Origin of the sequence: Mogibacterium kristiansenii, assembly GCF_009695905.1 — a bacterium.
In the GTDB taxonomy this organism is placed as follows: Bacteria; Bacillota; Clostridia; order Peptostreptococcales; family Anaerovoracaceae; genus Mogibacterium_A; species Mogibacterium_A kristiansenii.
Genome location: NZ_VUNA01000005.1, coordinates 125,366 through 137,711, shown reverse-complemented (window position 1 = coordinate 137,711; position 12,346 = coordinate 125,366). Strand labels below are relative to the sequence as shown.

The 12,346-nt window shown below is 51.9% G+C and carries 13 protein-coding genes and 1 tRNA gene; 3 read left to right on the top strand and 11 right to left on the bottom strand.

Features of this window, described 5'->3' with window-relative positions:
- Positions 1-175: 175 nt before the first annotated feature.
- Genes FYJ65_RS03970 through FYJ65_RS03945 form a run of 6 tightly spaced genes read right to left on the bottom strand, consistent with a single transcriptional unit; the run spans position 176 to position 4,277 of the window.
- Positions 176-688 (bottom strand): 2-oxoacid:acceptor oxidoreductase family protein, encoded by a 513-nt coding sequence (locus tag FYJ65_RS03970; RefSeq protein WP_154554061.1) that lies wholly within the window; start codon positions 686-688, stop codon positions 176-178.
- 10 nt (positions 689-698) lie between these two features.
- The gene (locus tag FYJ65_RS03965) at positions 699-1,448 is read right to left on the bottom strand and encodes a thiamine pyrophosphate-dependent enzyme (protein ID WP_154554060.1); all 750 of its coding nucleotides are present in this window, start codon (positions 1,446-1,448) and stop codon (positions 699-701) included.
- A complete protein-coding gene (gene vorB / locus FYJ65_RS03960) occupies positions 1,448-2,527 on the bottom strand; it encodes a 3-methyl-2-oxobutanoate dehydrogenase subunit VorB (RefSeq protein WP_154554059.1) in 1,080 nt (359 codons plus the stop codon). The genes FYJ65_RS03965 and vorB overlap by 1 nt, the downstream gene beginning before the upstream one ends.
- A 23-nt stretch (positions 2,528-2,550) precedes the next feature.
- The gene (locus FYJ65_RS03955; RefSeq protein WP_154554058.1) at positions 2,551-2,760 is read right to left on the bottom strand and encodes a 4Fe-4S dicluster domain-containing protein; all 210 of its coding nucleotides are present in this window, start codon (positions 2,758-2,760) and stop codon (positions 2,551-2,553) included.
- 30 nt (positions 2,761-2,790) lie between these two features.
- Positions 2,791-3,495 (bottom strand): nucleotide-binding protein, encoded by a 705-nt coding sequence (locus FYJ65_RS03950; RefSeq protein ID WP_154554057.1) that lies wholly within the window; start codon positions 3,493-3,495, stop codon positions 2,791-2,793.
- Between the two features lie 35 nt (positions 3,496-3,530).
- Positions 3,531-4,277, bottom strand: a complete 747-nt coding sequence (locus FYJ65_RS03945) for an IclR family transcriptional regulator (protein ID WP_154554056.1) — start codon at positions 4,275-4,277, stop codon at positions 3,531-3,533.
- 259 nt (positions 4,278-4,536) lie between these two features.
- On the opposite strand from FYJ65_RS03945, the gene FYJ65_RS03940 reads away from it, so the two are divergent.
- The 3 genes from FYJ65_RS03940 (at position 4,537) to FYJ65_RS03930 (ending at position 7,510) form a co-directional block, all read left to right on the top strand.
- Positions 4,537-5,823: a glycosyltransferase family 4 protein gene (locus FYJ65_RS03940; RefSeq protein WP_206157303.1), complete on the top strand. Its 1,287-nt coding sequence runs from the start codon at positions 4,537-4,539 to the stop codon at positions 5,821-5,823.
- A gap of 73 nt (positions 5,824-5,896) precedes the next feature.
- Positions 5,897-7,096, top strand: coding sequence for a class II aldolase/adducin family protein (locus tag FYJ65_RS03935; RefSeq protein WP_154554054.1), 1,200 nt, complete (start codon positions 5,897-5,899; stop codon positions 7,094-7,096).
- A gap of 57 nt (positions 7,097-7,153) precedes the next feature.
- A complete protein-coding gene (locus tag FYJ65_RS03930; protein ID WP_154554053.1) occupies positions 7,154-7,510 on the top strand; it encodes a cupin domain-containing protein in 357 nt (118 codons plus the stop codon).
- Positions 7,511-7,585: 75 nt separating this feature from the next.
- On the opposite strand, the gene FYJ65_RS03925 is transcribed toward FYJ65_RS03930, so the two are convergent.
- The 5 genes from FYJ65_RS03925 to panC form a co-directional block, all read right to left on the bottom strand.
- On the bottom strand, positions 7,586-8,932 hold the full coding sequence (locus FYJ65_RS03925) for an MATE family efflux transporter (RefSeq protein ID WP_235898192.1): 1,347 nt from the start codon (positions 8,930-8,932) through the stop codon (positions 7,586-7,588).
- A gap of 59 nt (positions 8,933-8,991) precedes the next feature.
- Positions 8,992-9,396, bottom strand: a complete 405-nt coding sequence (locus tag FYJ65_RS03920; protein WP_154554051.1) for a C-GCAxxG-C-C family protein — start codon at positions 9,394-9,396, stop codon at positions 8,992-8,994.
- Between the two features lie 23 nt (positions 9,397-9,419).
- A complete protein-coding gene (locus tag FYJ65_RS03915) occupies positions 9,420-10,448 on the bottom strand; it encodes a threonine aldolase family protein (protein WP_154554050.1) in 1,029 nt (342 codons plus the stop codon).
- Positions 10,449-10,655: 207 nt separating this feature from the next.
- A tRNA-Glu gene (locus FYJ65_RS03910) sits at positions 10,656-10,730 on the bottom strand.
- Between the two features lie 712 nt (positions 10,731-11,442).
- Entirely contained in the window at positions 11,443-12,309 is an 867-nt protein-coding gene (gene panC, locus FYJ65_RS03905; protein WP_328603036.1) for a pantoate--beta-alanine ligase, read from the bottom strand.
- Positions 12,310-12,346 lie beyond the last annotated feature (37 nt).

Below are 12,346 nucleotides of genomic sequence, written 5' to 3'. Positions count from 1 at the left end.
CAAGCACGGGCTCCATTGCACATAAAGTGTAGCTGGTGCTATGGACATCCATTCCGATTTTTAGTATTCTATTCATAAATGACCTCCTTTTGTATGTGGTAAACCACTGTCTATTGATTTAGTCGTCAATTACAGTATAGTGGCGAATCCACGATATTACAAATGTGAGGTCATTTCATATTATCTTGTCGTTGATCGGAATAACCTTTGGCTTATTCTCGAACTTGTGGTGGATACCTGCAGTAACAACATCCTTTGGAACCGCATTGGTGTAACCGATGTATGCACCCAGCATGATGATGTTGAGGATACGAGGGTTGCCCATTTCCAGAGCCATCTCGGTAACCGGTACGCTGATTACCTTGATGTCGTCTCTGTCAATCGGATCCTTTACGATGGAGCTGTTGATGAACAGTGTGCCGCCCGGTTTCAGGTTCGGCAAGAACTTGTGCAGGGACGGACCGTTCATTACGATTAAGTCGTCTACACTGTTGGATACCGGAGCACCAATCTCGTCATCAGAAATTACAACATAGCAGTTTGCTGTGCCGCCTCTCATCGCTGCACCGTAGGATGGGAAGAATGTTACGTTCAGATCTGTGGAATCGCAAGTTGCCTGAGACAGGAGCTTGCCCATAGTCATTACACCTTGTCCGCCGAATCCGGCTACCATCAAATTTCTTTCCATTCTGCACCTCCTACTTTTCTGCGCCCTTGTCTCTTACGAGACCGAGTGGATATTCAGCAAACATCTTCTCTTCCAGGAACTTCAGGGAGTCCAGAGTGGAGAGTCCCCAGTTGGTTGGGCAAGAAGTTACGATTTCGATGAGGGAGAAACCTCTTCCTTCCAGCTGATACTGGAAGCCCTTCTTAATCGCATTGCGTGCCTTCATTACGTTCTGCGGAGTATTGCAGGATACTCTCTCCAGGTAGTAAGGAGCAGTCAGCTGATCCAGAATTTCGACAACGTGCATTGGATATCCGTGAACTTCCGGATCTCTTCCGCCTGGAGCAGTGGTTGCCTTCATGCCGATCAGTGTGGTCGGAGCCATCTGACCACCGGTCATGCCGTAGATTCCGTTGTTAACGAAGATTACGGTGAAGTTCTCGCCTCTGTTGGCAGCGGACATGGTCTCTGCCAGACCGATGGAAGCCAGGTCTCCATCACCCTGGTATGTGTATACCAGAGAATCCGGAGTGGATCTCTTGATACCGGTAGCTACGGCACAAGCTCTTCCGTGAGCAGCGATGGTTGCGTCGTGGTTAACGTAGAACTGTCCCAGACCGCAGCATCCAACACCCTCTACACGAACCAGATTGTCCAACTGACCCAGTTCGTCAGCGGCTTCACCGATGATTTTGTGTACTGTGCTGTGCATACATCCCGGGCAGAATCCGGATACAGTGTTAGGCAGAATGCCTGTAGTTCTTTCATATACTTTCTGCATTACAGTACCTCCTTAATAAGCTTACGAGCAGCATCGTATACCTGATCGTTAGTCAGCAGCTGACCACCGGATCTCAGGCAATCGTTCACCTGGGTTCTTCCCTGAACCGCGTGATCGATATCCCATCTCATCTGAGACGGAATGGACATCTCAACGTTCAGGATACCCTTTACCTGATTGAAGTCCAGGTTAGCGAAAGTATCATATGGGAATGGGGAAATCTTAATCGGTCTGATCATTCCTGCCTTGATGCCTTCTTCTCTCAGCTTCTTAACAACTACTCTAGAGATACGAGCGGAAATACCATATGCAGCCAGGATGATTTCTGCATCCTCTGTCATGAATTCCTCAACCTCAACATCCTTATCCCATGTGGAATACAGCTTTGCAGCTTCGATGTTAACCGCTTCCTGACCGGTTCCTACAGAACCCGGACGGCAGAATGCGTTCTCGCCGCGCTTATGTCCGATGATTGCTCTGTGCTCAAACTTCTTTCTCAGCTCAGCGATTTCTTCGTCGCTCTTCATCGGCGGCAGAACAACCGGCTCCATCATGGTACCCATTACACCGTCGGTCAGTACGAGAACCGGGTTCTCATCTCTTGCAGCCAGATCGAATGCTTCATATACCATGTCTACGCACTCCTGTACAGTGGAAGGTGCCAGAACCAGCATCTTGAAACCACCGTTACCGGAAGCCTTGGTTGCCTGGAAGTAGTCCTGCTGTGCCGGCTGAATTGCGCCGATACCAGGGCCGCCTCTCTGTACGTTAACATATACTGCCGGGATACGGGCAGACGCCATGTAGGAAACGCCCTCGGAGTACAAGCTGATTCCGCAGCTGGAAGAAGAGCTCATCGCTCTGATTCCGGTGGAAGCCGCACCGTACAGCATGTTAACGGATGCAACCTCGGACTCGCCCTGTACGAAAGTACCGTTTACCTCAGGCATTCTTCTTGCAAAATATTCCGGAATTTCGTTCTGCGGTGTGATAGGATAACCAGCAAAGAAGCGACATCCGGCTCTGACAGCTGCTTCTGCAATAGCTTCGCAGCCCTTCATAAATACACGTTCACTCATTATGAAATTTCTCCTCTCTCTAATTATCTCCACACTTCAATTGCAGCTTCCGGACAAATCTGTGCACACATCGCACATCCGATGCACTTTTCCGGTTCCGCACTGATTACGTAAGGATAACCGAAAGAGTTCACTTCTTCGCCGACTACTAGAATCTTCTTCGGACATGAAATCACGCAATACTGGCAGGATTTGCATGCCTCAGAATTGATCTCGATTTTACCTTTAGCCATCGAAATTACCTCCTCTTTTGAAATAGTGTTTTAACGATCGACCCATTCATAGGTCAAATATAGTTCAATCGGAAGTAAATATCTATCCGTTTCTCCTTTTACTTCCTCATAAACGTCTTTCTTGACACACGCACTGTTGATGGTGGTGATTCCCTCCAGCAGGGAATCCATCTTCTCCAAGCCTTCCAGGAAATCCTGCGCCGACGTGTGATAGCCCAGGTTCGGATTGCCCAGCATGTAGATGTGGTCCAGATTCACCGCCTTCAGAATGCTGGACATGGTGCCGTCGATGGACTCCAAGCTCTTGGTCCACGGGCGGTACGGGTTGATGATGTACACCGGAACCGAATCCTCATTTTTCAGGATGTGGGCATAGGCGCCCGCCATCCGCGCTGCCGGGGAGCCGCCGCCGATATCCATCAAGGTGTAATGGTCTGCCATCAGGGAGGTTGCCACGCCGCTTACCGCCGTCGGGGCATCCAGAAACTGGTCCTGATAGTGGATATCCACACCCAGCTCCTTGAAATCTTCTGCCATATCTCTGGAACGATACAGCGGTTTTGTCTGGTCCATATCGAAGAGATCTACTTTTTTGCCGGTTTCTCTAGCCAGCTTTGCGGCCACATTTAGAACGATTTCGCTCTTGCCGCTTCCCGCCTCGCCGATAAAAAGAAAATTCTTTTTTTCCTTGAGAACATCTCCGAAATTCTTATCCATCTCATAAAAGAGTCCCATAATCTATCTCCTCATTTGTCTGATATATTCATTCGTTACTGCAGCAGCTTCTCGCACTCCCGCGCACAATCCTGAAGCCGCATGATAATGCTGTCCAGGCTCCGAATCATCCGTTCCTTGTATCCGTTGATACTGATGGAGCAGATGGCAATTCCATCCTTTGCCAGCACCGGCGTCGCCACGCATACCAATCCTTCGGTTACCTCTTCCATATCATAGGCCAGGCGCTGCGCCCGCACCTCTTGAAGAAGCTCCGCAAATTCGTCCCGGTCGGTTACGGAACGTTTCGTCAGCTTCACGTAGTCCATCCGGTTCAACAGATTCTCTGTCTCTCCGGAGAATGCGGTTAGCACTTTTCCCATCGCCGTGGTGTTCAGACTTATGGTGTCCCCCACTGTTTGAATCAGGGAAAGGGTCAGTCCCGTCTGGGGATCCTTCCGCATAATCGTAACGCTCTGGGTGCCCTTTCGGATGGCCACCGTCACGGAAAAACCGATTCGCCGGCACAGGGTTCCCACCGGTTCATCCAGAATGTTGATCAGCTGATTCTTCAGTTGGGTATTTCTTCCCAGGACATACATCTTGCTGGTGAGGTAATACCCGCCGTCAATCTTATCCTGAAAAACGTAATGCATGCTTTCCAGCGAATTCAAGATTCGCGCTACCGCCGCATTGGAGTATCCGGTGTGCTGTGCAATCTCCGTCATCGTCCAACGCTGCCGGAACTGAAACAAATCCAGAACGGCAAGGGCTTTTTCTAAAGAACTGTTTCTCTCCGCCATTCGAAATCACTTCATTCCTTCCGCATCAAAGTACCACAAAATACTATAATAAATATACTCCTTTCGTATAGGCAAGTCAACCGAATCCCAAAGTTTTTCCGTATTACGATAATTGGTTTCGTATTTCGGTAATTAGGTTAACTTATACTAACCTATAAACTTTTTTAATACCTTTTCCGATTCTAATCTTTTAACAATTTGACTTCAAGACGGTTAAAAAATATAATAATGTAGATTAATTATGTTTGGAGGATTATCAATGAATATTCTGAGCGTTACAACCCAGAAACCTCACTCCACCGGCAGCGGCACCTATCTGTCCGAAGTGGTTCGGGCTCTGGATCGTCAGGGACACCGGCAGGCCGTTGTTGCCGGAATCTACCATTCCGATATCGTCAGTTTTCCAGATGGGGTCACCTTCCATCCGGTATATTATACGGCTCCGGGGGAATCCCCTCTGCCGGGAGACTTGGACTTCCCGGTTCTGGGCATGTCGGACCGGATGCCTTATCCGTCCACTCGTTACTCCCGGCTCACCGCAGAACAGTTCGAAGCACTGGAGAAAGCCTTTATTTCTGCGGTAGGCGAAGCGATTGACCGGCTCCGTCCGGATATCATTCTCTGCCACCACCTGTACCTTCTCACCGCCATCCTTAGGAAGGCCTTTCCGGAGCAGCGAATCTACGGCATCTGCCACGGCTCCGACCTTCGCCAGATGCAGAATCTCTGCACCGGAGAAGCGGGATACGGAAGAGAACCTTTCAGCGTGAAAGATGTTCTGGAGAACGTCCGAGGCTTGAATCGGATTTTCGCTCTCCATCAAGCCCAGAAAAAAACCATCATGGATTGCTTCCGGCTTCCGGCGGAACAGGTGTCCGTCATCGGAACCGGGTATAACGACAAAATCTTCTTTCCGGGCGAGACGAATGCCTCTGCAGCGGCAGGCCCGCACCGCTTCATCTATGCCGGAAAGATCTGCCGGGAGAAAGGCATCCCGGAACTGCTGGACGCACTGGAACAGCTCCGCGAAGAGACGGACGTTCCCTTTGAGCTTCATTTGGCGGGCGGCTGCACCGATTCCGGACTGTGGACCCGCCTGAATCCGGGCCGAAACCAGCCGCCGAAGGTGGGAGAAATCACCTCTCATTCCTTCCCCATCCGGTATCACGGCCTGCTGCGCCAGGAAGTGCTGGCGAATCTGTATCGCGATTGCCACACCTTCGTCCTTCCTTCCTATTTCGAGGGCCTGCCCCTGGTCTTGATTGAAGCTATGGCCTGCGGACTGAACACCCTGTGCAATGACCTGCCGGGGGTTCGGGAATGGCTGCGCTCCGAAATTCCGGAGAACACCACTTGCTTCATCCCCATGCCGCCGTTGATCGCCTCGGACCGGCCGGATCCGGATGCACTGCCGCAATATGTTTTTACCCTGAAGGCTGCCCTAAAAGAAATTTTGGAGGAGTCGCACGCTTCCGGCCAAACCCGGCGCATTCCGGACACGTCCGGAGCGTCTTGGGACGCCGTGGCAAAACGTATTGTTTTTTAAACAATCATCATATTCCGCGGGAACCGGAATGATATAATAGGCATAGAGAAAACCAAAGCAAGGGAGAGACAACATGGATATTAATACAGCAAAAGAAGCGCTGCTGAAACGCTCAAATGCATTTCGGGAGCGGTACTTTACTGCATACGGACAACTGGTGCTTCGGGTGAATGAGGAAACCTATATTTCTTCGCGCGAGAACCTTCGCCTGTCCAAGCTGACGGGGAAGGATTTTGATTTGTTCGACATCAACACCGGAGATATCGGTCGGATTTTTTCATCTCGGGACGATATCAACGCCATCGTGTTCATATGCACGGAAGCCGCCGTGCGTTTTTCTAAAGAGAATCAGATAATGCGGCCGGCACTGGACGATTTGGCCCAGATTATCGGGCCGGATGTGACCGTATGTCCGGACGGAACCGCAAGAACCCTGCTGAAAGCCCTGCGGAACCGCCGAGGCTGCTTCATTCAGGGGTCCGGCATCATCGCCGTCGGTGATACCATCGAAGAGGCCATCGCCGGTGCCCGCATCCTGGAGAAAAGTGCGGAAGCGGAGATTTACTCCGGCAAGCTGCACGGACTCCAATACCTGGATCCGACGACCGCTCAGGAGCTTCATAAATATTACGACGGAAGCTATTCCAAGGTAAATCAGAAAGAAAAGGTGGATTTCATCAGCAGCGGTGCAGAAGAGTTTCAGCTGCGGAACCGAATCATCGACTGCGGCAAAGATATGAGCCGTTCCGAACTGGTACAGGGTTCCTGGGGAAATATTTCCCTTCGATTGAACCCGGACACCATGCTGATTACCCCGTCGGGCATGGACTATTTTTCCATCCGCACGGAGGACATCGTTCGCATGAACATCCACGATTTGAAATACGGCATGCAGAGAAAGCCCTCTTCGGAGTACCGCCTGCACGCCGCGCTGTACCGCCGGTATCCGGAGTGCAACGCCATCATCCACACCCACTCCAACGGCATCAGTGCATTCGCTGCAGCCCACGCCGGATTCCGGATTTCGGAACCGCCGATGGATCAGCTGATCGGTGACATGCATTGCAGCGAGTACCGGACACCGGGTACGGATGAGCTGTGCGACAGCATCATGGAGGCCATCAAGGGCAGCCACGCCTGCATCATCGCCAACCACGGTGCGATTTTCTGCGGGAACAACCTGGATGTGACGCTGGCCATCGCCAACGCGGTGGAATCCAGAGCCTGCAACCTGCTGGGATTCGGTCAGCGAGCAGAAGAGGAAGATGCATAGTTTTCCGGGTAATCCGAAGGCATATATTATTTTTCAAATACAAGGAGGGTATTGAACATGAGTCTGATTCGGAGAAAAGAAAATCGAAAGAAAGTTGTGAAGGAAGAAGTCCAAAAGGGACCGGGACATCTGATTTCGCTGGTGGGCGTGGAGCAGGATTCGGAGATGTGGAACCGAGGCCGCATGCTGAATGAGAACGTGCTGGAGAAGGATTGCGGCGTGGGATACCACGTGCATCAGGGAGACGGAGAGATCTACGTCATCCTTTCCGGCGAAGCGGAATACAACGACAACGGCACCATCACCACCGTCAAGGCGGGGGATATCACCTTCACCGGTCCGGGAGAAGGACACGCCATCATCAACCGCAAGGATGAGCCGATGAGCTTTATGGCCATCATCCTGTACGAATAGAGACAAAAGGCATCCGAGGAATTTTCCCCGGATGCCTCTTTTTTATGTGTGAATTTACGTGATGTGCCGCAACGCCTAGTTGTTCGCATCGCCGGAAGTCCCCAGCCGAATGCGGATTTTTTTTATGGAAATGAAGTAGGCCGCAATCATCACCACCATGGTGATGAGCCAACTCACCGGATATACCGCCATCAGTGTGTACCAGGTGTGGGAGTGCCGAAAGACGGTGTACACCCACAGAATTCGGGTTCCGCAGACTCCGATAAAAGTAACCGCCGCCGGAACCACAGAGATTCCGTAGCCCCGCATCGCTCCGGAAAGGACTTCGTTCACCACGTTCAGGGCCTGGGTGGAAAGCAGGATCGTGGCGCGAATATAGCCAAAGTGGATGACCGCCGGATCCGGATTGAAGAGCATCAGAATCCGGTGCCCGAAAATAATCAGCAACGCTGCCACGGACATGGCACACACCTCATCCAGAATCAGCGCCTGACGAGTGATTTTGCGGCACCGCGGAAGATTCCCGGCACCGTAGTTCTGGCCCACGAAGGTGACCGCCGCTTGGGCGAAGGAGTTCAGGATGTAATATCCCAGTACCTCCATATTAAAGGCCGCCGCGGAGCCCGCCACCACATCCGGTCCCAGGCTGTTGATGGCCGACTGGATGACCAGATTGGAAATGGAAAAGACTACACCCTGAAGTCCCGACGGAACGCCGATTCGAAGAATGTCCTTCAGAATCGAACCCTCCAGGCGGAAGCTTCCCTTCTGCAGACGAACAGCGCTCTTTGCCCGACACAGGTGCCAAAACAGGAGTCCGGCGCTAACGCCGTTGGACAGCACCGTGGCCAACGCCACGCCCGCCACATCCATCTTCAATACGATGACAAAGAAGAGATTCAGGATGACGTTCAGGATGCCGGAAATCATCAGGCATCGCAGCGGAGTTCCGGTGTCCCCCTGACTCCGGAAAATGGCTGCTTCAAAATTATAGAGCATGATAAAAATCATCCCCATAAAATAAATTCGAAGATATTTCACCGCCATGGGTGCGATGACTGCCGGCGTATCCAGCAGACTAATCATGGGACGGGCAATAATCTGCCCGACGCAGGTGACAAACACCCCGCAAATAATCGCCAGCACCATGGCTGTGTGAACGGATTCCCGAATCCTCCGCTCGTCCTGCTGACCGGTAAAATTCGCAATAATCACGTTGGCACCGATGGACACCCCGACAAACAGGTTTACCGTCAGCGCGATAACCGGACTGTTGCATCCCACCGCCGCCATGGCGTGCTTTCCCGCAAATTGGCCGATTACTGCAATATCCGCTGCGTTGAAGAGCTGCTGCAAGATACTGGTCATGGCCAGAGGAATGGCAAAAGCCATCAGCTTCGGTGCGATGCTTCCATTCAGCAAATCCGGCTGTTCTTTCACTTTCTTGCTAAACGTAAAGACCCCCCCAATCCTTTTTTTAATTACAGACCCAGGACTTCTTCCACAACCTCTACGGCATATCCGATGCAGTCCGGGCAGGAACATAGCACTTTCCCGCCATCCAAGCCTTTCAGATCCTTGCAGATTAGGCCACCGGTCTTCATCACGAATTTCTCTTTCATTTCCTTGGCAATCTTGTAGGTGGACGCTTTGGTTCCCGGCGCTTCCAGGTTGCCGTCGCTGTTCTTCAGGCCCGCCAGCATGATGGCGCCACTGAGTGCGCCGCAGATGCCCTCTCCGCATCCGGCACCGAAACCAAATCCTTCACTGATGCGGAACAGAACCTCCTTGTCCTCTCCGATTTCGTCGGCAAATGCCAGGAGCACCGCCTGGGCGCAGTTGTACTTGCTGTTGTGCAGATGATCTGCCAATTCTTTCTTATTCATAAATTCCTCCCATTATTAATTATTTACAAAAGTTCCGCCAGCCGGAAAACCTGTTCCGGCTTCGTCGCCCAGCTGGTGCAGAAACGGATGACCGAGTGGGTATCGTCGTATTTCTGCATGTAACTGAATACCACCTTCTGCCGGAGGGCTTCCATTTTACGGTTGTCGATAATGACAAACTGCTGGTTCGTCGGCGACTCGAAGTAAAACGAATATTTTTTTTCGTGAAGAACCATCTTCAGCATCTCCGCCGTCTCGATGGCATTCTGCCCCAGCTTATAGTAGAGGTTGTCCCGGAACAGCTCCGCGAACTGGATACCCAGCAGTCTCCCCTTTGCAATCAGGGCACCGTGCTGCTTTATCTGTGTCACAAAATGCGGCGGCGTATTGTGCTTTGTGAATACCAAAGCTTCACCGCAAAGTGCCCCCACCTTCGTTCCGCCGATGTAGAACACATCGGTCAGGCGGGCAATGTCGCTGAGGGTCACGTTGTTCTCATGGCTGGCCAGGGCGTATCCCAGACGTGCGCCGTCCAGGTACAGCGGAATCTTATACTTCCGGCAAATCAGGCTCAGAGCCTCCAGTTCCCGGCGGGTGTACAGCGCACCGTACTCCGTCGGCTGGGAAATGTACAGCATGCCCGGAAATACCATGTGCTCATGATTTCCATCCTGATAAAAATCCTCAATCAGATTCTTTACTTCCATCGGATTCACCTTGCCGCCATTGTGCATCGGTACCGTCAGGACTTTATGGCCGGAATACTCGATGGCGCCGGCTTCGTGAACGCTGACATGTCCGGTTTCTGCGGCGATAACGCCTTCATACGGTTTCAGCATGGTATCGATAACTACCTGATTCGTCTGCGTGCCGCCGGAAAGGAAATAGATATCCGCATCCGGTACGCCGATGGCCTGGCGAATGCGAATTCGGGCCTCTTCGCAGAACGGATCGTTTCCGTAGCCGGTCACCTGCTGCAAATCGGTGGACACCAACCTTTTCAATATTCTGGAGTGAGCTCCCTCACTGTAGTCGTTCTCAAATGATAGCATATTATTTCTCCCCAAAAATCTGTAACTTTTTATTGCATCGACTTTAATATTATCGCACTTGAAAGTGCTTCTGCAAACTAATTTGTGTGAAAATATTTTAAAAATTATTTTCTAGTTGTCTTGCGGTGGGAATTCTCGCGGGGGCGTTCGCCGTCTCGACACTTGGAGTATAGAAAAAACCTGAAGCGTAAGCTTCAGGTTTCCGTTTGGTAGCGTATTGGGGAATCGAACCCCAGATTCAGCCGTGAGAGGGCTGCGTCTTAACCTCTTGACCAATACGCCATATTCATTAATTATTTACGCTGTTCAACGCAAGATTTATTATACAGAAGTACTGCCCTCTTGTCCAGTACTTTTTTTATTTTTTTCAAAATTATTTTTGAGGGGATTATTTTTGAGGGTTAATTGTAAAAGTAACTTCACAGAACTGAACGCATGTGAACCACGGGCCGGGAGATTCGGAAAAAGCGGCCGGGCGGCCGGCACGGTTCGCGCTCGTCTCCCCGCTAGGCCTTTGATTTCGGTTTCCGGGCGCGAACCATGTACCGAAAATTCCGAGATTGGAAGACCGGGTGCCGGCACGGTTCGCGCTCAACTCCCCGCTAAGCCTTTGATTTCGGTTTCCGGGCGCGAACCACGGGCCGGAAATTCCGAGATGGGAGGACCGGGTGCCGGCACGGTTCGCGCTCAACTCCCCGCTAAGCCTTTGATTTCGGTTTCCGGGCGCGAACCACGGGCCGGAAATTCCGAGATTGGAGGACCGGGTGCCGGCATGGTTCGCGCTCGACTCCCCGCTAAGCCTTTGATTTCGGTTTCCAGGCGCGAACCACGAACCGCAAGATTCGGAAATGGCGGCCCGGGTCCGAGGACGGTTTGCTCCCCGTTCCTCGCTAAGCCTTATTCCTTCGTTTCGGGGAGCAAATTCTTCACACAACTTCCGGCCGGAAAATGCAATTTCGCCGGCGACCGGGCCGCCCGATTCCCTGCGTCCTACCTATGCATCAAAAGAAATTGCCGGGTCGCCCACGGTAAAATTGTCAATCAGGCGGGTGGTGCCGATGCGAACGGCCATAGCCACCAGATCCCCATCTTTGAAGGTTTCCACCGGCTGCATGCTTTCGCCGTCAACCACCTCAACGTATTCCACATCCGCCAGTGGTTCCTCCGCCAGGCGTTCCTTCATGGAAGCCAGCAGTTCTGCGGAATTCCGTACACCGGAGGCCACCAGATCCTGACCCTTTCGAACGGAACGGGACAGTACCAGCGCCGCTTTTCGTTCCTCCGGGCTGAGGTAGGTGTTCCGAGAGCTCTTTGCCAGTCCGTCCTGCTCCCGAACAATTGGACAACCGATTACTTCCACGTCAAAATTCAGGTCCCGAACCATCCGGCGGATGATGGCCAGCTGCTGAGCATCCTTCTGTCCGAAATAGATTCGGTCCGGCGTTACCGTGTTCAGGAGTTTAGCAATAACGGTGCACACGCCCCGGAAGTGAATCGGGCGGGTTTTGCCGCACAGGGTTTCCGAAAGCTCATTCATATCCACAAAGGTGGTGAAATCCGGGGCGTACATTTCCGAAGGTTCCGGATGGAATACCAGGTCCACGCCGTGTGCTTCCAGAAGCTGGCAGTCGTGTTCAAAGTCTCTCGGATAGGTGGCCAGATCCTCGTTCGGACCGAACTGAATCGGATTCACGAACACCGAAGCCACCACCTTGTCATTTCCGGATCTCGCCGCATCCATCAGGGACGCATGACCCTCATGCAGGTAACCCATGGTCGGGCACAGGCCCACGGTGAGCCCCGCCTTCTTCCATTCCTTAATCTGCTTTCTCAGTTCATCGATTGTATTAATTACCTGAATCATTTTTTGCCTCTTTTCTTCTTTTTTCTTCTTTAAT